Origin of the sequence: Micromonospora sp. NBC_00330 (genome assembly GCF_036136635.1) — a bacterium.
GTDB lineage: Bacteria > Actinomycetota > Actinomycetes > Mycobacteriales > Micromonosporaceae > Micromonospora > Micromonospora salmantinae.
The window spans coordinates 3,362,038-3,379,099 of record NZ_CP108012.1 but is presented as its reverse complement, the minus strand read 5'-3'; the positions used below and the strand labels follow the sequence as shown (position 1 = coordinate 3,379,099).

The 17,062-nt window shown below is 72.1% G+C and carries 19 protein-coding genes; 14 read left to right on the top strand and 5 right to left on the bottom strand.

Annotated features, from left to right (window positions below):
• Window positions 1-6 precede the first annotated feature (6 nt).
• Window positions 7-1,173 (bottom strand): helix-turn-helix transcriptional regulator, encoded by a 1,167-nt coding sequence (locus OG598_RS15105; protein WP_328655032.1) that lies wholly within the window; start codon window positions 1,171-1,173, stop codon window positions 7-9.
• A 241-nt stretch (window positions 1,174-1,414) separates the two neighbouring features.
• On the opposite strand from OG598_RS15105, the gene OG598_RS15100 reads away from it, so the two are divergent.
• The 9 genes from OG598_RS15100 (at window position 1,415) to argH (ending at window position 10,433) form a co-directional block, all read left to right on the top strand.
• The gene (locus OG598_RS15100) at window positions 1,415-1,738 is read left to right on the top strand and encodes a hypothetical protein (RefSeq protein ID WP_328655031.1); all 324 of its coding nucleotides are present in this window, start codon (window positions 1,415-1,417) and stop codon (window positions 1,736-1,738) included.
• Between the two features lie 112 nt (window positions 1,739-1,850).
• Window positions 1,851-2,852: an N-acetyl-gamma-glutamyl-phosphate reductase gene (argC, locus tag OG598_RS15095; protein WP_328655030.1), complete on the top strand. Its 1,002-nt coding sequence runs from the start codon at window positions 1,851-1,853 to the stop codon at window positions 2,850-2,852.
• Window positions 2,849-4,021: a bifunctional glutamate N-acetyltransferase/amino-acid acetyltransferase ArgJ gene (gene argJ, locus OG598_RS15090; RefSeq protein ID WP_328655029.1), complete on the top strand. Its 1,173-nt coding sequence runs from the start codon at window positions 2,849-2,851 to the stop codon at window positions 4,019-4,021. The genes argC and argJ overlap by 4 nt, the downstream gene beginning before the upstream one ends.
• A gap of 55 nt (window positions 4,022-4,076) precedes the next feature.
• Window positions 4,077-4,982: an acetylglutamate kinase gene (gene argB, locus OG598_RS15085; RefSeq protein ID WP_091402003.1), complete on the top strand. Its 906-nt coding sequence runs from the start codon at window positions 4,077-4,079 to the stop codon at window positions 4,980-4,982.
• Entirely contained in the window at window positions 4,979-6,208 is a 1,230-nt protein-coding gene (locus tag OG598_RS15080) for an acetylornithine transaminase (RefSeq protein WP_328655028.1), read from the top strand. The genes argB and OG598_RS15080 overlap by 4 nt, the downstream gene beginning before the upstream one ends.
• Entirely contained in the window at window positions 6,205-7,173 is a 969-nt protein-coding gene (argF, locus tag OG598_RS15075; RefSeq protein ID WP_328655027.1) for an ornithine carbamoyltransferase, read from the top strand. The genes OG598_RS15080 and argF overlap by 4 nt, the downstream gene beginning before the upstream one ends.
• Window positions 7,170-7,685 carry an arginine repressor gene (locus OG598_RS15070; RefSeq protein ID WP_091402010.1) on the top strand — a complete coding sequence of 172 codons (516 nt, stop codon included), beginning with the start codon at window positions 7,170-7,172 and terminating at the stop codon, window positions 7,683-7,685. The genes argF and OG598_RS15070 overlap by 4 nt, the downstream gene beginning before the upstream one ends.
• Window positions 7,682-8,893 (top strand): argininosuccinate synthase, encoded by a 1,212-nt coding sequence (locus OG598_RS15065; protein ID WP_328655026.1) that lies wholly within the window; start codon window positions 7,682-7,684, stop codon window positions 8,891-8,893. Before OG598_RS15070 ends, OG598_RS15065 begins: the two co-directional genes overlap by 4 nt.
• Window positions 8,894-8,969: 76 nt before the next feature.
• A complete protein-coding gene (gene argH, locus OG598_RS15060) occupies window positions 8,970-10,433 on the top strand; it encodes an argininosuccinate lyase (protein WP_328655025.1) in 1,464 nt (487 codons plus the stop codon).
• A 43-nt stretch (window positions 10,434-10,476) separates the two neighbouring features.
• Here the strand turns inward: argH and OG598_RS15055 are convergent, their stop codons facing one another.
• The 3 genes from OG598_RS15055 to OG598_RS15045 all read right to left on the bottom strand — a co-directional run bounded on the left by OG598_RS15055 (window position 10,477) and on the right by OG598_RS15045 (window position 11,896).
• Window positions 10,477-10,830 (bottom strand): MmcQ/YjbR family DNA-binding protein, encoded by a 354-nt coding sequence (locus OG598_RS15055; protein WP_124818781.1) that lies wholly within the window; start codon window positions 10,828-10,830, stop codon window positions 10,477-10,479.
• A 95-nt stretch (window positions 10,831-10,925) separates the two neighbouring features.
• A complete protein-coding gene (locus tag OG598_RS15050; protein WP_328655024.1) occupies window positions 10,926-11,351 on the bottom strand; it encodes a DNA-binding protein in 426 nt (141 codons plus the stop codon).
• 86 nt (window positions 11,352-11,437) lie between these two features.
• Window positions 11,438-11,896, bottom strand: coding sequence for a hypothetical protein (locus OG598_RS15045; RefSeq protein ID WP_328655023.1), 459 nt, complete (start codon window positions 11,894-11,896; stop codon window positions 11,438-11,440).
• A 175-nt stretch (window positions 11,897-12,071) separates the two neighbouring features.
• Between OG598_RS15045 and OG598_RS15040 the strand changes: the two genes are divergently transcribed.
• The 5 genes from OG598_RS15040 (at window position 12,072) to OG598_RS15020 (ending at window position 16,106) form a co-directional block, all read left to right on the top strand.
• Window positions 12,072-12,713, top strand: coding sequence for a DNA-3-methyladenine glycosylase (locus OG598_RS15040; RefSeq protein WP_328655022.1), 642 nt, complete (start codon window positions 12,072-12,074; stop codon window positions 12,711-12,713).
• An 88-nt stretch (window positions 12,714-12,801) separates the two neighbouring features.
• Window positions 12,802-13,887: a WD40/YVTN/BNR-like repeat-containing protein gene (locus OG598_RS15035; protein WP_328655021.1), complete on the top strand. Its 1,086-nt coding sequence runs from the start codon at window positions 12,802-12,804 to the stop codon at window positions 13,885-13,887.
• Between the two features lie 2 nt (window positions 13,888-13,889).
• Window positions 13,890-14,165, top strand: coding sequence for a ubiquitin-like small modifier protein 1 (locus tag OG598_RS15030; protein WP_328655020.1), 276 nt, complete (start codon window positions 13,890-13,892; stop codon window positions 14,163-14,165).
• 163 nt (window positions 14,166-14,328) lie between these two features.
• A complete protein-coding gene (locus OG598_RS15025; protein WP_091402257.1) occupies window positions 14,329-15,471 on the top strand; it encodes an LLM class flavin-dependent oxidoreductase in 1,143 nt (380 codons plus the stop codon).
• Entirely contained in the window at window positions 15,468-16,106 is a 639-nt protein-coding gene (locus OG598_RS15020; protein WP_328655019.1) for an FMN reductase, read from the top strand. The genes OG598_RS15025 and OG598_RS15020 overlap by 4 nt, the downstream gene beginning before the upstream one ends.
• Here OG598_RS15020 and OG598_RS15015 read toward each other — a convergent pair.
• Entirely contained in the window at window positions 16,099-16,971 is an 873-nt protein-coding gene (locus OG598_RS15015; protein WP_328655018.1) for a universal stress protein, read from the bottom strand. The genes OG598_RS15020 and OG598_RS15015 overlap by 8 nt on opposite strands.
• Window positions 16,972-17,062 lie beyond the last annotated feature (91 nt).

The following is a 17,062-nucleotide window of genomic DNA, read 5'->3' as shown; positions in this document are numbered from 1 at the left end:
GTGCTCCTATGGGCTCATGAGTGTGAGGAGTCGGTCGTTCACGTCCTGGACCGGGGGCTCGTTGCGCCAGGGGCGTAGCTGTCGGGCGGCGGCGAAGGCGAGGTTGAGTCCGCCGCCGGCACGTGTCCGCTCGATGACGTCGATGGTCTGATGCAGGTAGGACGTTGCGGCGTCGACGTCGCGTTGCAGGATGCTGGCGAGGGCGAGATTGCCGAGGATGACGGCGGTGGATTTGCGGCGTGCGGCGATCAGTTGTCGGGCGTCTTCTAACGCCGGCACTGCTTGGTCTGGCTTGTTGAGCGAGAGCCAGCAGGAGCCCGCGAGCCTCGTGTAGTGGCTGGGACAGAAGATGTCGGTGGCTGGATCTCGGGCGTCGACGGCGGCGAAGTGAGCTTCAGCGGTACCGAGAGCGTTGGAGCAGTCCCCGGCCTGACCGAGCATCGCGTGTGCCTCAGCTCGATGCAGTTGGGCGAGGCCGGCGATGACGTGACTGTCGCTGTGGCTGATGGCGGCGGCGCGGGTCGTCAGGACCAGGCCGGCGTTGGGTTGCTTGGTGCCGTAGAGGGCGAGGTAGCTCTTGCGGAGCAACGCGTTGGCCTCGGCGACTGGGTCTCGCGTTTCCTGGGATGAGCTGATCGCTTGGTCGAAATAGGCGGCGCTGGCGACGTGGTCGCGCCGTTGCGAGGCGTCCCAGACGAGTTGACCCATCAGCGTCGCGGACTCCGCGACTGCTGCCGCCAGCTCGCGCTGGACCGGCCCGTTGCTGGCGTGCTGGCGAAGGAAGATCGCCTGACCGTGTAGTTGCCCGGCCTCGGCGAGCAGGAGCGTCGAGGGCGTCTGGTCGTAGCGCTCGTCGAGGCGCCGCACGCGCTCCCTCAGGTACGCCACAGCGATCAGGTCGACGCGGCCGGGGTTGCGCAGGACGTAGCCGAGACGCTCGTCGGGCGGTGACGGTGCCTGGCCGACGTCGGTCAGGAGGTCGGCCAGCTCATCGATCGACAGCTTGAGGACCGCGGCGAGACGCGGCCGGTGCCAGGGCTGCGGGTCAGTCTCCGCCCGTTCCCACCGCACGATGGTGGAGCGGTCGACGCCGAGGGCTTCGGCGAGGCGTTCCTGGCTCAGGCCGATCGTCTTGCGGCGCTGGGCAAGTCGGTGCCGACGCCGATCCGCCACCTACCGACTCCCTCCGCCGCCATCCGTCACGGTCCATTCATCCAGCTCACACCGTGTGACGCAATGGGGATGCGTCAGTTCTGCGCCGTTGCCGCGCTGGGCGCCAGCGACCGCCGGGGCTTGTGTAGACGCATGGCCGGAACGGGTGAGAGCGGAAGCCGCTGTGCAAGGCGTGGCGGTCACGTGGGCTTCCGCCCGTTCCGCTGCCATTCCAAGCCCGACCTACTGAGTGGGGAAAGAAGTGAGCGCCCAGGAGCGAGAACGGCCCCGAGAGCACACCCCGCTGCGCCCGATCTGGCTCTGCCGTGCCTGCGGCCAACCCTGGCCCTGTGGCCGGGCGAAGCTCGCTCTTGTCACCGAGTACGACGGCAATCCGGTCAGCCTGTTTCTCTACCTGGCCAGTCTGCTCCATGACGCCATCGACGACCTGCACAAGCTCAACCCCACCACCACCGGGTGCGCCGGTGACATGTTTGATCGGTTCCTTGGCTGGCCCGCCCGACACACCCGCTCCTACCGGATGGCTGAGACCGGCTCTCCGCAGCCCGATGAGCCAGAAGCATGAAAGGCTCTGGCTCGTCGGGATTGGGACTACATCATCATGCAGAGCAGTGTATGAACTTGCAGTCCTGTGTCGTCCTTGTTAATCTTCGCTGCATAGTCATGCGGAGGTGAGTATGGGGATCCGAGTCGCGGTCGCCGGAGCGAGCGGGTACGCCGGGGGTGAACTGCTGCGCCTGATCGCCGGGCACCCGGAGTTCGACCTGGTGACCGCCACCGCCCACAGCCAGGCCGGGCACCGCGTCGACGTGGTGCACCCGCAGCTCACTGGGCTCGACCTGGTGCTCGGCGAGACCGATCCGACGATCCTGGCCGATGCGGACCTGGTCTTCCTGGCCCTGCCGCACGGCCAGTCGGCGGCTCTCGCGGCCCAGCTTCCGGCCGAGGTGCGGATCGTCGACCTGGGTGCCGACCACCGGCTGGCCGACCCGTACGCCTGGGCGCAGTACTACGGCGGCACGCACGCCGGGCAGTGGACCTACGGCCTGCCCGAGTTGCCCGGCCAGCGGGAGCTGATCGCCGGTTCCACCCGGGTGGCGAACACCGGCTGCTACGCCGCAGCGATCACCCTTGCGCTCGCGCCGCTGATCGCCGACGGCGCGGCCAACCCCGCCGACGTGGTGGTGGTCGCCGCCTCCGGCACCTCCGGCGCCGGCCGGGCGGCCAAGCCGCACCTGTTGGCCAGCGAGGTGATGGGCGACATGTCGCCGTACCGGGTGGGCACCCACCAGCACGTCCCGGAGATCAAGCAGGCCACGGGCGCGACCGGCCTGTCGTTCACCCCGGTCCTGGCGCCGATGCCGCGCGGCATCCTGGCCACCGTCACCGCGGTGCCGGCGCGCGGCGTCGACCCGCAGGAGGTGCTGGCGCGGGCGTACGCGGACGCGCCGTTCGTGCACGTGCTGCCGGAGGGCCGCTGGCCGCACACCGCCGCGACCCTGGGCTCCAACTCGTGTCACCTACAGGCCACCGTCGACGTCGACTCGGGTCGTCTGATCGTGCTCAGCGCGTTGGACAACCTGGGCAAGGGCGCGGCCGGTCAGGCCGTCCAGAACGCCAACCTGATGCTCGGCCTGCCGGAGACGACGGGCCTGTCGATGTGGGGAGTCACCCCTTGAGCGTCACCACCCCTCGGGGGTTCCGGGCGGCCGGTGTGGCCGCCGGCCTCAAGGCCAGCGGCGGCCTCGACGTCGCCCTGGTGGTCAACGACGGCCCGGACGCCGGTGTGGCAGGTGTCTTCACCACCAACCGGGTCAAGGCAGCGCCGGTGCGCTGGAGTCAGCAGGTCGTGCAGGGCGGTGTGGTCCGCGCCGTGGTGCTCAACTCCGGTGGCGCCAACGCCTGCACCGGCCCGGCCGGCTTCCAGGACACGCACGCCACCGCCGAACACACCGCCGCCGTGTTGACCTCGGTCAGCCCACGGCTGATCCTCGGCGCCGGTGACGTCGCGGTCTGCTCGACCGGCCTGATCGGTGAGCGGCTGCCGATGCCGAAGCTGCTGCCGGGCGTCCGCTCGGCGATCCGTGGGCTGTCCCGCGACGGTGGCCCGGCCGCCGCCGAGGCGATCATGACCACTGACACCCGGCCGAAGACCACTGTGGCCCGGGGGAGCGGCTGGACCGTCGGCGGCATGGCCAAGGGCTCCGGGATGCTCGCGCCGGGGATGGCCACCATGCTGTGCGTGTTGACCACCGACGCGGTGGCCGGGCCGGCGACGCTGGACGAGGCGTTGCGGGCGGCGACCCGGGTCACCTTCGACCGGGTCGACTCGGACGGCTGCATGTCCACGAACGACACGGTGCTGCTGCTGGCCAGCGGCGCGAGCGGCATCGAGCCGACGCCGGCCGAGCTGGCCGCCGCCGTCACCGCGGCCTGTCACGACCTGGCCCAGCAGTTGGTGGCCGACGCCGAGGGCGCCACCAAGCAGGTCGCCATCGACGTGGTCGGCGCGGCGGACGAGGACGAGGCGGTCGAGGTGGGCCGTACGGTGGCCCGCAACAACCTGGTCAAGACGGCGCTGTTCGGCAACGACCCGAACTGGGGTCGGATCCTCGCCGCCGTCGGCACCACCGCCGCCGCGTTCGACCCGGACGAGGTGGACGTGGCGGTCAACGGGGTGTGGGTGTGCCGGGGCGGCGCCGCCGCCGAGGACCGCTCGAAGGTCGACCTGACCGGGCGGGACGTGACCATCCGGATCGACCTGCACGCGGGTACGTCGGCCGCCACGATCTGGACCAACGACCTGTCCCACGCGTACGTGCACGAGAATTCGGCGTACTCGACGTGAGCGCGAGGAACGCAGCGCAGCGGAGTCCCGCAGTCGCGAACGAAAGGCCGGCGCGGTGAGTCTCAGCAGCGATTTGGCTCGCGCCCAGGTCAAGGCGGAGACGTTGATCGAGGCGCTGCCCTGGTTGGCACGCTTCACCGGCTCGACGGTCGTGGTCAAGTACGGCGGTAACGCGATGACCGACCCGGAGTTGCAGCGGGCGTTCGCGGCCGACATGGTCTTCCTGCGTTATGCCGGCCTGAAGCCCGTGGTGGTGCACGGCGGTGGTCCGCAGATCTCCGCCATGCTGGGACGCCTCGGCATCGCCAGCGAGTTCCGGGGTGGTCTGCGGGTGACGACCGCCGAGGCGATGGACGTGGTCCGGATGGTGCTGGTCGGCCAGGTGGGCCGGGAGCTGGTGGGTTTGATCAACTCGCACGGTCCGTACGCCGTCGGCCTCTCCGGCGAGGACGCCCGGCTGTTCACGGCGGTGCGGCGTCCGGCGTACGTGGACGGGGTGCCGGTCGACGTGGGCCAGGTCGGGGACGTCGAGTCGGTCGACGTGTCAGCGGTGACCGACCTGATCGAGGCCGGTCGGATTCCGGTGATCTCCACTGTGGCGCCGGACGTGGAGGGTGTGTTGCACAACCTCAACGCGGACACCGCCGCCGCCGCGTTGGCCATCGCGTTGCGGGCCCGCAAGCTGGTCGTGCTCACCGACGTGGCCGGCCTGTACGCGGACTGGCCGGACACCACCAGCCTGGTCTCCGAGATCGCCGCGGACGACCTGGCCAAGCTGCTGCCCAGCTTGGAGTCGGGGATGGTGCCGAAGATGGAGGCCTGCCTGCGGGCGGTGCGTGGGGGAGTGCCCGCCGCGCACGTCGTCGACGGTCGGGTGGCGCACTCCACGTTGCTTGAGGTGTTCACTTCGGAAGGGTTCGGCACGATGGTGGTGCCGGGAGACGGGACGGACGCGACATGAGCACGTTGGCGCAGCGGTGGAAGCAGTCCATGATGGACAATTACGGCACGCCGCCGATGGCGTTGGTCTCCGGTCACGGTGCCGTCGTGGTCGACGACGCCGGCCGGGAGTACCTGGACCTGGTGGGTGGCATCGCTGTCAACGCCCTCGGTCACGCCCATCCGGCGGTGGTGGCGGCGGTGTCGAAGCAGGTCGCGACCCTTGGGCACGTCTCCAACCTCTATGTGGCCGAGCCGCCGGTCGCCCTGGCCGAGCTGCTGTTGGCGCTCGCCGGCCGACCGGGCCGGGTGTTCTTCGCCAACTCGGGCGCGGAGGCGAACGAGGCGGCGTTCAAGCTGTCCCGGCGCACCGGTCGCACCCAGGTGGTGGCCACCAGGGGCGGCTTCCACGGCCGCACCATGGGCGCCCTCGCGCTGACCGGCCAACCGGCAAAGGCCGATCCGTTCCGGCCGCTGCCCGGCGAGGTGACCCACGTCGACTACGGCGACGTCGCCGCCCTCGACGCGGCCGTCTCCGATGCCACCGCCATGGTGATCCTGGAACCCGTGCAGGGTGAGAACGGTGTGCAGGTCCCGCCGGCCGGCTACCTCGCCGCGGCCCGGCGGATCACCGCCCGGCACGGCGCGCTGCTGGTCCTCGACGAGGTGCAGACCGGCATCGGGCGCACCGGGCACTGGTTCGCGCACCAGGCCGAAGGCGTGGAGCCGGACGTGGTCACCCTGGCCAAGGGGCTGGGTGGCGGGCTGCCCATCGGCGCGACGCTGGCCTTCGGCCCCGCCGCGGACCTGCTCACCCCCGGCTCGCACGGCACCACGTTCGGCGGCAACCCGATCAGTTGCGCGGCGGCGCTCGCCGTGGTGGCGACCATCGCCAACGAGGGCCTGCTCGACAACGTCAAGCGGGTCGGTGAGCGGCTGCGTCGCGGCATCGAGGCGCTGGGCCACCCGCTGATCGGCGAGGTACGCGGCGCCGGTCTGCTGCTCGGCGTGGCGCTCACCGCGCCGGTGTCGTCGGTGCTGGCCGAGGCCCTGCGGGAAGCCGGCTTCCTGGTAAACCCGGTGCAGCCGGGTGTGATCCGGTTGGCGCCACCGCTGAACCTCACCGCCGCCCAGGCGGACACCTTCCTCGCGGCGCTGCCCGCCGCACTGGACGCGACCGCCCCGGCCGCCGCCGGCGCGCAGACCGCCTCAGCCACAGTGACCACCACGACGGGGACGACTCGATGACCCGGCACTTCCTGCGCGACGACGACCTCTCGCCGGCCGAACAGTCCACGGTCCTCGACCTGGCGGCGCGGATGAAGGCGGACCGGTTCGGCCACCGGCCGTTGGTCGGCCCCCGCTCGGTGGCGGTGCTCTTCGACAAGCAGAGCCTGCGGACCAGGATCTCGTTCGACGCCGGCATCGCCGAGCTGGGCGGGCACCCCCTGGTGGTGGACACGCAGGTCACCCACTTCGGTCGCGGTGAGTCGCTCGCCGACGCGGGGCGGGTGCTGTCCCGCTACGTCGCGGCGATCGTGCTGCGGACCCACGGTGACGAGCGGATCGCCGAGGTCGCGGCGGGCGCGACAGTGCCGGTGGTCAACGCGCTCACCGACGGGTTCCACCCGTGCCAGCTGCTGGCCGACCTGCTCACCGTCCGGGAGCGGTGCGGTGGCACGGCCGGGCGCACCCTGGCGTACGTGGGGGACGGCGCGAACAACATGGCGCAGTCGTACCTGCTGGCCGGGGCGACCGCCGGGATGCACGTGCGGATCGCCGGGCCGGCCGGGTTCGCGCCGGACGCGGCAGTGGTGGAACGGGCCGCCCAGATCGCCGCGGGGACCGGCGGGTCGGTGCGGGTGCTGACCGACCCGGCCCAGGCGGTACGCGACGCCGACGTGCTGGCGACCGACACCTGGACGTCGATGGGCCAGGAGTCCGACGGGTTGGACCGGATCACCCCGTTCCTGCCGTACCAGGTCAACAAGGAGCTGCTCGGTCAGGCCGCGCCGGACGCGATAGTGCTGCACTGCCTGCCCGCACACCGTGGTGAGGAAATCACCGACGAGGTGCTCGACGGCCCGCAGAGCGCGGTCTTCGACCAGGCGGAGAACCGGCTGCACGTGCAGAAGGCGCTGCTGACGTTCCTGCTGGGAACCGCGACGGGAGGCGCCGTGACCGGCGATGCCGCCATCGGGGGGCCGCGATGACCGCGCCGCTGACCCGCGCGGCCCGGCACGCCCGGATCGTGGAGCTGATCCGTGACCGGTCGATCCGGTCGCAGACCGAGCTGGCCGACCTGCTCGCCGCCGACGGGGTCGGCGTCACGCAGGCCACCCTCTCGCGGGACCTGGAGGAGTTGGGCGCGGTCAAGGTGCGCGGCGGCGACGGTCCGGCCGTCTACCTGATCCCCGAGGACGGGCAGCGGCCGTTGCGCGACGCCGAGGCCGCGCCGGCCCGGCTGGTACGGCTGCTGCGCGAACTGCTCAACGGGGTCGACTCCAGCGGCAACATCGCCGTGCTGCGGACACCGCCGGGCGCGGCCCAGTACCTGGCCAGCGCGTTGGACCGGGCGGGCCTGCCCGAGATCGTCGGCACCATCGCCGGCGACGACACCATTCTCGTCGTGGCCCGTGAGGCCGTCGGCGGGGCCGCACTCGGAGACAAGCTCGCCGGCTGGGCCCGCCGGGAAGACACCGCTGAAGGGAACACCACGTCATGACCGAGCGGGTCGTGCTCGCGTACTCCGGCGGGTTGGACACCTCCGTCGCCATTCCGTACCTGTCCGAGCAGACCGGCGCCGAGGTGATCGCTGTCGCTGTCGACGTCGGGCAGGGCGGTGAGGATCTCGACGCCATCCGGCAGCGTGCCCTGGACTGCGGCGCCGCCGAGTCCGAGGTGGTGGACGCGCGCGACGAGTTCGCCGCCGACTACTGCCTGCCGGCGATCCGGGCCAACGCGCTCTACATGGACCGCTACCCCCTGGTGTCGGCGCTGTCCCGGCCGCTGATCGTCAAACACCTGGTGGCGGCGGCGCGCAAGCACGGCGGCACTATCGTGTCGCACGGCTGCACCGGCAAGGGCAACGACCAGGTCCGGTTCGAGGTGGGCCTGAACGCGCTCGCCCCCGACCTGAAGATCATCGCGCCGGCCCGGGACTTCGCCTGGACCCGGGACAAGGCGATCGCCTTCGCCGAGGAGAAGGGGCTGCCGATCGACGTGTCGGCCAAGTCGCCGTACTCGATCGACCAGAACCTGTGGGGTCGCGCGGTGGAGACCGGCTTCCTGGAGGACATCTGGAACGCCCCCGTCGAGGACCTCTACTCGTACACCTCCGACCCGACCCAGGAACGCGACCCCGACGAGGTCGTGATCACCTTCGACGGCGGCGTGCCGGTGGCGATCGACGGTGAGACGGTCACCCCGTACCAGGCGATCCTGGAGCTCAACCGGCGCGCCGGCGCTCAGGGCGTGGGCCGGCTCGACATGGTCGAGGACCGCCTGGTCGGCATCAAGAGCCGAGAGGTGTACGAGGCGCCCGGCGCGATCGCGCTGGTCACCGCCCACCAGGAGTTGGAGGCGGTGACCGTCGAGCGGGACCTGGCCCGGTTCAAGAAGGGCGTCGACCAGCGCTGGGGCGAACTCGTCTACGACGGGCTGTGGTTCTCGCCGCTGAAGGCGTCGCTGGACGCGTTCATCGACGACGCGCAGCGGCACGTGAGCGGCGAGGTGCGGATGATCCTGCACGGCGGCCGGGCAACTGTGACCGGCCGGCGATCCGAGGCGAGCCTCTACGACTTCGGGATGGCCACCTACGACACCGGCGACACCTTCGACCAGTCCCTGGCCAAGGGCTTCGTGCAGCTGTGGGGGCTGCCGAGTCGGATGGCCGCCGCTCGGGACGCCCGTTTGGGCGGTGGCGGACGGTGAGACGTGTGAGCGCGAAGACCGAGCAAGCGCGGCGAGCGGGCCCCGCAGTCGCGAGCGAGAGGCAACCAACGCAATGATGGGCGACGTGGACGACAAGAGCCTGACCGAGAACAGCGCCGCCACGAACCGGACGAGCCTCTGGGGTGGCCGGTTCGCGGGCGGCCCCGCCGAGGCGCTCGCCCGACTGTCGGTGAGCGTGCAGTTCGACTGGCGCCTGGCCCCGTACGACATCGCCGGTTCCCGGGCGCACGCCAGGGTCCTGGCCGGCGCCGGTCTGCTCGATCCGGAGGAGCTGGGCCGGATGCTGGCCGCGCTGGACGACCTGGAGGCCGCCTGCGCCTCCGGAACGTTCCGCCCCACCATCGACGACGAGGACGTGCACACCGCGCTGGAGCGCGGCCTGCTGGAGCGTCTCGGCAGCCTCGGTGGCAAGCTGCGCGCCGGCCGGTCCCGCAACGACCAGGTAGCCACCGACCTGCGGCTCTACCTGCGCGACCACGCCCGGGGCGTGGCCAGCCGCCTGGTCGAGTTGGCGGAGGCGCTGGTGGAGCAGGCCGAGCGGCACATCGACACCGCCGCGCCGGGCATGACCCACCTCCAGCACGCTCAACCGGTCACCTTCGGGCACTGGCTGCTCGCCCACGTGCAGCCGCTGCTGCGCGACCTCGAGCGGCTGCGCGACTGGGACTACCGGGCGGCGATCAGCCCGCTGGGCGCGGGCGCCCTGGCCGGTTCCGGGCTCCCACTGGACCCGGTGGCGGTGGCGAAGGAGCTGGGCTTCCGTACGTCGTTCGCCAACTCGATGGACGCCGTCGCCGACCGGGACTTCGTGGCCGAGTTCCTCTTCAGCACCGCCCTGATCGGGGTGCACCTGTCCCGCCTCGGCGAGGAGGTGGTGCTCTGGACCTCGCACGAGTTCGGCTGGGTGGAGCTGGACGACTCCTTCGCCACCGGCTCGTCGATCATGCCGCAGAAGAAGAACGCGGACATCGCCGAGCTGGCCCGGGGCAAGTCCGGGCGTCTGGTCGGCGGCCTGATGACGGTGCTCACCATGCTCAAGGGCCTGCCGATGACCTACGACCGGGACATGCAGGAGGACAAGGAGCCGGCCTTCGACGCTGTCGACACCCTGGAGCTGCTGCTTCCGGCCCTGGCGGGAATGATCTCCACGATGACGGTCCGGGTGGACCGCCTCGTCGCCGCCGCCCCGGTCGGCTTCTCCCTCGCCACCGAGGTCGCCGACTGGCTGGTCCGACGCAACGTGCCGTTCCGCGACGCGCACGAGATCACCGGCCAGCTGGTGGCGCTCTGCGCGGCTCGGGAGTGCGAGCTGAACGACGTCTCCGACGAGGACCTGGCCGCGATCAGCGGGCACCTCGACCCGTCGGTGCGCGACGTGCTCTCGGTCCGTTCGGCTCTCGCGGCCCGGACCACCCCCGGTTCCACCGGCCCCGGCCCGGTCGCCGACCAGCTCGCCGACGCGGCGGACCGGCTGGCCAGCTGGCGGGAGTGGGCCTCCGAGCGCGTCGTTCCGCGCTGAGCTGTGCCGTGGCGTCGGCGCTGGCCGCCGGCGCCGCGGCGGTTCAGGCCGTCGGGCGCTCCCGCTTGGGGAGCTTGGCCACCACCATGTCGTACGACGAGTCGACCGCCTCGGTCAGCTCCTCGTCGTCGATCCCGCCGTCCAGGCGCAGCGTGTTCCACCCGGACCGGCCGATGTAGGCCATCACGCTGGCGTCGTCGGGGTGCCGGTGCAGCCACTCGTCGGCCACCTCGCGGGTCGGCCCGCACTTGATGCCGACCGTCGGCTTGCCGCTGTCGCTGCCGAGGAAGGCGAAGATCCGGCCGCCCACCTTCACCACCTCGTCGCCCTCCCACGGCTGGTCCAGCCACGCTCCCGGCTTGGCCAGGCAGTACGCCAGCATCTCCGCGCGCTCCATGGATGCCTCCTCGTCGTGCGCACAGTGTGCCCGCCGCGCGGCCGTCGCACGCGCGGCGTGCCGATCCGCCCGGTCCCGGCCCAAGCTGCGCCGGATCAGGGGGTCTGCTCGGCCGAGCGGGCGGCGACCCGCTCGTAGCGCTGCCGGGCCGCCTGTGCGCTGCCCAACCCCAGCCCGTACGCGATCGCCTGCCAGGTCAGCCCCCGGTCGCGGGCCAGCGTCAGCAGGCCGGCCTCCAGGGCGTCCAGCTCGGCGCGGACGTGGGGCAGCAGGGTCAGCGCGGCGGTCAGGTCGGCGGCGTCGATCGGCTCCTCCGCGGGTTCGCGCTCGGCCCCACCGGCGGCCAGCGCGGTGACCAGGGCCACCGCCTCCCAGGGGTCGAGCACGTACGGGTGGGCCCACCGGCCGCGCCGCGTGTCGGTGCCGGCGTGCCGCTCGCTGATCCGCTGTAACGCCTCGTGGGTGCGGTGGGCGCGGGCCCGGCCAGGGTTCGGCGCGGTGAAGATGTCCTCGGTCGTCATACCCCGAGCACACCTTATGAACGTCTGATTGTCAACGAAATGTTGAAGCCTGGCGGCACGGGCATGCCGCGCCGCCAGGCGGCACCTCAGAGCGCCAGGTTGAACGCGCGCTCGCCGAAGATGGGTGTGCAGTCCGGGGTGCAGGGGAGCGTCGCGTTGACCACGCCGAACGCCACGCCCGCCGCGAACGGACGCTCGACCGGGACCACCGCGATCCGCACCTGCTGGGTGCCCTCCGCGCAGGTGACCCTCCGCACCGTCGTGCCCGCGCGCATGGTCTGGCCGACCGCCTGCGCGACCTTCACCGTGACGTCGAACGTGAGGGCCTCCGTGCAGGTCACGGTGACCGGCACGATCGCCGCCGCGCCGTTCGCCTCGATCTTGCCGGTGCCACCGATCGCGATCGTGGCCCGCGCCGCGTCGTTGGCCTGCGCCGCAGCCCGCAGCGGGACGCTCGCGCTGGCCGACGGGGTGAAGGCCACTGTCGCGGCTGCCGCGACGAGGCCGATGGCGATCAGTGGTCGCCGGATGCTCCGTACGTTCATGGTGACTTCCTCCCGTGATGTCGTCGCTCCCTGCGACGACACCGGGAACACTCCCGAGCCGACGGTCCGGTTTCACCGTTCGGCCGGTTGTCTGATGTGCGACGTGAGTCTTGTTCGGGCCGGCGCTCAGTGGTCCGCGCGCCCGGCCGGTGGCGGGATGGGTACCGTCGGGGACATGGCCCTGTCGTCCGGTGACCGCAGCACCGACACCGACCTGGCGGCGCTGGCGGACCTGCTCGCCGGTCCACTGCTGCCGGCGGCGCGTGGACTGCTGGGCTGCCGGCTGCACGTCGGCGGGGTCACCGCCCGGATCACCGAGGTCGAGGCGTACGCGGGAAGTGGCGGCGATCCCGCCTCGCACGCCCATCGGGGTCGCACCCCGCGCAACGCCGTGATGTTCGGCCCCGCCGGGTACGCCTACGTCTACTTCACCTACGGGATGCACTGGTGCATGAACGTGGTCACCGGGGTCGAGGGGGAGGCCTCCGCCGTGCTGCTGCGCGCCGCTGAGGTGGTCGACGGGCTGGCCACGGCACGGGAGCGCCGGCCGGCCATCCGGCGGGACGTGGACCTGGCCCGCGGGCCCGCCCGGTTGTGCTCCGCGCTCGGCATCGACCGCGAGGCGTACGGGGCCTACCTGCTCGGCGACGGCCCGGTCCGCCTGCGCCCCCCGGCCCGGCCGGTGCCGCCGGAGACGGTGGTGGCGGGTCCCCGGGTCGGCGTGACCGGCGCCCACGACCTGCCCTGGCGGTTCTGGCTCGACGGTGACCCCACGGTCAGCGCGTACCGCCGGCACGTGCCGCGCGTCCGGCGCTGAGGGGGCCGTCCGGCGTGTGGGCGGCGGAGTCTGTCGGTGGGTGTGGCCATAATCACCGGACCTGCTCACCGACGGTTCGGAGGACGTCATGGCAACACTGCTCGCGATCGGCACAGCCAAGGGATTGTTCCTCGCCACCAGCACCGACGACCGGCGCAGTTGGGAGATCACCGGTCCGCACTTCCCGATGACCGGTGTCTACGCGGTGGCGGTCGACACCCGTCGTTCCACCCCGCGGCTGCTCGCCGGCATGACCAGCTCACACTTCGGCCCCAGCGTCGCGACCAGCGACGACCTCGGCGCTTCCTGGGACGAGCCCGACGAGGCGCCGGTCGCGTTTCCGGCCGACACCGGCGTCTCCCTCGGGCGGGTCTGGCAGTTGATGCCGGCCGGCCCCGACGAGCCGGACGTCATCTGGGCCGGCACCGAGCCCTCGGCGTTGTTCAAGTCCACCGACGGTGGCCGTAGCTTCGAGCTGGTCCGTTCCCTCTGGGACCATCCGCACCGCCCGCAGTGGGAGGCCGGTTTCGGAGGTCAGGCCGTGCACACGGTGCTGCCCCACCCGCGTGACCCGGCTCGGCTGCTGGTCGCCATGTCCACCGGCGGGGTCTACCGCTCGGAGGACGCCGGGGCGAGTTGGGCGCCGGGCAACACCGGCATCCGCGCCTACTTCATGCCCGACGAGTGGCCGGAGTTCGGCCAGTGCGTGCACAAGGTCGCCCGGGACGCCGGCAACCCCGAGCGGTTGTACGCGCAGAACCACCACGGTGTCTACCGCTCCGATGACGACGGCCGCACCTGGTCCTCGATCGCCGACGGGCTGCCCAGCGACTTCGGCTTCCCGATGGTGACCCACCCCGGGCGTGGCGGCATGGTGTGGACCTTCCCGTTGGTGGCCGACGGCGAGCGGTTCCCGACCGACCACCGTTGTCGGGTGTTCCGTTCCGCCGACGCCGGCGGCAAGTGGGAGCCGCTGTCGGTCGGGCTGCCCGAGGGCCCGTTCTATCCGGCGGTGCTGCGGGACGCGATGTGCGCCGACGACGCCAGCCCCGGTGGGGTCTACTTCGGCACCCGCTCCGGCTCGGTCTTCGCCAGCCGTGACGAGGGCGACTCCTGGTCGACCGTCGCGGCGCACCTGCCCGACGTGCTCTGCGTTCGCGCCGCGGAGGTCTGAGCGTGGTCACCGTGCTGCTGCCCGGCCCGCTGCGCGGCGAGGCCGGGGGCGCGAGTCGCCTGAACGTCACCGTCGCCGGGACGCTGCGGGCGGTCCTCGACGAGATGGCCGTCGCGCATCCCCGGCTGGCCCGGCGCATCCGCGACGAGCGCGGCGAGCTGCGACGCTACGTCAACGTCTTCGTCGACGGGGAAGACTGCCGGCACTCCGGCGGCCTGGCCACCCCGGTCAGGGACGGCGCCGAGGTGCAGGTGCTGCCGTCGGTGGCGGGCGGCTGACCGGGCCGACAGCGAGGGGGTTCCCGACCCGGCGTCCGGTTACGGGGGTGACCGGCGCCACTGCCGGGCGTCCCGCCGACGGAATAGTTGCGTCGTCAAATAAGTTGAGAGCTGCGTCCGGGGTACCACGACGGCAACCCGGTTGACACGCGAGGAGCTGGTCATGCAGTTCGGAATCTTCACCGTCGGTGACGTCACTGTCGATCCGACCACCGGTCGTGAGCCGACCGAGCATGAGCGGATCAAGGCGATGGTCGCCATCGCGCTCAAGGCCGAAGAGGTCGGCCTGGACGTCTTCGCCACCGGCGAGCACCACAACCCGCCGTTCGTGCCGTCGTCACCGACCACCATGCTCGGCTACATCGCGGCCCGCACCGAGCGGCTGCTGCTGTCCACCGCCACCACGCTGATCACCACCAACGACCCGGTGAAGATCGCCGAGGACTACGCGATGCTCCAGCACCTCTCCGACGGCCGGGTGGACCTCATGATGGGCCGCGGCAACACCGGCCCGGTCTACCCGTGGTTCGGCAAGGACATCCGCGCCGGCATCCCCCTGGCCATCGAGAACTACGACCTGCTGCACCGGCTGTGGCGCGAGGACGTGGTCGACTGGAAGGGCAAGTACCGCACCCCGTTGCAGTCGTTCACCTCGACGCCGCGCCCGCTCGACGGCGTGCCCCCGTTCGTCTGGCACGGCTCGATCCGCAGCCCGGAGATCGCCGAGCAGGCCGCGTACTACGGCGACGGCTTCTTCGCCAACCACATCTTCTGGCCCAAGGAGCACACCCAGCGGATGATCGCGCTCTACCGCCAGCGGTACGCGCACTACGGCCACGGCTCCGCCGACCAGGCCATCGTCGGCCTGGGTGGCCAGGTGTTCATGCGCCGCAACTCGCAGGACGCGGTCCGGGAGTTCCGGCCCTACTTCGACAACGCCCCGGTCTACGGGCACGGGCCGTCGCTGGAGGAGTTCACCCGGGAAACCCCGCTGACAGTGGGCAGCCCGCAACAGGTCATCGACCGCACGCTCGGCTTCCGGGAGTACGTCGGCGACTACCAGCGGCAGTTGTTCCTGATGGACCACGCCGGGTTGCCGCTGAAGACCGTGCTGGAGCAGCTCGACCTGCTCGGCGAGGAGGTCGTGCCGGTGCTGCGCAAGGAGTTCGCCGCGCTGCGTCCGGCGCACGTGCCGGCGGCGCCGACGCACGCCTCGCTGGTCGCCGCCGCGGGCGGTGCCAAGGACAGCACAGTGCACGCCGTCGACGACGTCACGGGCAAGGCACCGGAGGGGGCGACCCGATGACCCACCGCACCCTGGCCGTGGTCTCGGCGGGGCTGAGTCAGCCCTCGTCGACCCGGCTGCTCGCCGATCAGCTCGCCGCGGCCACCCGCGACGAGTTGGTCCGGCGCGGCTCCGAAGTGGAGCTGCGCGTCATCGACCTGCGCGAGTACGCCCACGACGTGGTGAACAACATGCTCACCGGGTTCGCGCCGGCGGCGCTGCGCGAGGTCATCGACACGGTGACCGGGGCGGACGGGCTCATCGCCGTCACCCCGATCTTCAGCGCCTCGTACAACGGGCTGTTCAAGTCCTTCTTCGACGTGTTGGATTCCGAGTCGCTGGTCGACCGGCCGGTGCTGATCGGCGCGACCGGCGGCACCGCCCGGCACTCCCTCGCCCTGGAGCACGCCGTCCGCCCGATGTTCGCCTACCTGCGGTCGGTGGTCGTCCCGACCGCGGTCTTCGCCGCCCCGGAGGACTGGTCCGACGGCACCGCCGATGGCGCGTTGCGCGCTCGGATCCGGCGCGGCGCCGGGGAGCTGACCGACCAGATCGAGCGCCGGCCACCGGCCACCGGGCCGGCCGACCCGTTCGCCCTCACCACCGACTTCCTGCAGATGCTCGGCCGAGGCGACGGCGGCGCGCCGGTCACCTGACCGGGTGGGCGACCAGCACCGGGCAGTGCGCGTGCTGGATCGCCGCCTGACTGACCGACCCGAGCAACAGACCGGCGAACCCGGCCCGGCCCCGGGTGCCCACGACCAGCAGCGACGCCGTGCCGCTGGCCTCGATGAGCCCCTGGGCCGCGCCGGCCGCCCGGACCGGATGCTCGCGCACCACCAGGTTGGGGTGCTCCGCTCGCACCACGGCCGAGGCGTCGGCCAGGAGTCGTACCGCCTCGGCCTGGTACGCGGCCTGCGACTCCTCGATCTCCTCCGGCACCGTCCGGTCCCCGTCCGGAGGACCGACGTGCACCAGCACCAGCGGCACGTCCCGCAGCCCCGCCTCGTCGGCGCCCAGGCCCACGGCGAGCCGGGACGACTCGGACCCGTCCACGCCGACCAGCACCGGGCCGTCCACCGGGATCGGCTGCTCGTCCGGGCGGACCACCAGCACCGGGCAGTGCGCGTGCGCGGCCACCTGCGCGCCGACCGAGCCGAGCAGCAGCCCGGTGAACCCGCCCAGGCCACGACTGCCCACCACGACCAGCTCCGCCCGGCGGGACTCCTCGATCATGGTGGCCCCCGGGCCCCCGAGGACCTGACGCACCTCGACGGCGAGGCCGGGCCACCGGCCGGTCAGCTCGGCCGCCGTGCGCTCCAACATCTGCTGCGCCTCCTCGGAGGGCGCCGGCACCCCGACGTCGTACGGGTTGAGCGGCACGCCGTAGCCGGACGGATGCAGGTAGCCGTGCACCAGGAGCAGCGGTCGGGACCGCAGCACGGCGGCCCGCGCCGCGTGTTCGGCGGCGACGAGGCTGGACGGCGATCCGTCCACGCCCACCACGACAGGTCGATTCATCGGCGCTCCCTGGGTCTTGTCAGGCCATTGTCGACCGCTCGGCGCGCCGCAACGGCCGGACGCGCCGGTCCCGGCGGCGGGTCGGTTCGCA

Coding starts and splice junctions, on each gene's coding strand:
- argC (WP_328655030.1), top strand. CDS start 1,851: ATGGGGATCCGAGTCGCGGTCGCCGGAGCGAGCGGGTACGCCGGGGGT.
- OG598_RS15080 (WP_328655028.1), top strand. CDS start 4,979: ATGAGCACGTTGGCGCAGCGGTGGAAGCAGTCCATGATGGACAATTAC.
- argF (WP_328655027.1), top strand. CDS start 6,205: ATGACCCGGCACTTCCTGCGCGACGACGACCTCTCGCCGGCCGAACAG.
- OG598_RS15070 (WP_091402010.1), top strand. CDS start 7,170: ATGACCGCGCCGCTGACCCGCGCGGCCCGGCACGCCCGGATCGTGGAG.
- OG598_RS15065 (WP_328655026.1), top strand. CDS start 7,682: ATGACCGAGCGGGTCGTGCTCGCGTACTCCGGCGGGTTGGACACCTCC.
- argH (WP_328655025.1), top strand. CDS start 8,970: ATGGGCGACGTGGACGACAAGAGCCTGACCGAGAACAGCGCCGCCACG.
- OG598_RS15055 (WP_124818781.1), bottom strand. CDS start 10,830: ATGGAGCGCGCGGAGATGCTGGCGTACTGCCTGGCCAAGCCGGGAGCG.
- OG598_RS15050 (WP_328655024.1), bottom strand. CDS start 11,351: ATGACGACCGAGGACATCTTCACCGCGCCGAACCCTGGCCGGGCCCGC.
- OG598_RS15045 (WP_328655023.1), bottom strand. CDS start 11,896: ATGAACGTACGGAGCATCCGGCGACCACTGATCGCCATCGGCCTCGTC.
- OG598_RS15040 (WP_328655022.1), top strand. CDS start 12,072: ATGGCCCTGTCGTCCGGTGACCGCAGCACCGACACCGACCTGGCGGCG.
- OG598_RS15035 (WP_328655021.1), top strand. CDS start 12,802: ATGGCAACACTGCTCGCGATCGGCACAGCCAAGGGATTGTTCCTCGCC.
- OG598_RS15025 (WP_091402257.1), top strand. CDS start 14,329: ATGCAGTTCGGAATCTTCACCGTCGGTGACGTCACTGTCGATCCGACC.
- OG598_RS15020 (WP_328655019.1), top strand. CDS start 15,468: ATGACCCACCGCACCCTGGCCGTGGTCTCGGCGGGGCTGAGTCAGCCC.
- OG598_RS15015 (WP_328655018.1), bottom strand. CDS start 16,971: ATGAATCGACCTGTCGTGGTGGGCGTGGACGGATCGCCGTCCAGCCTC.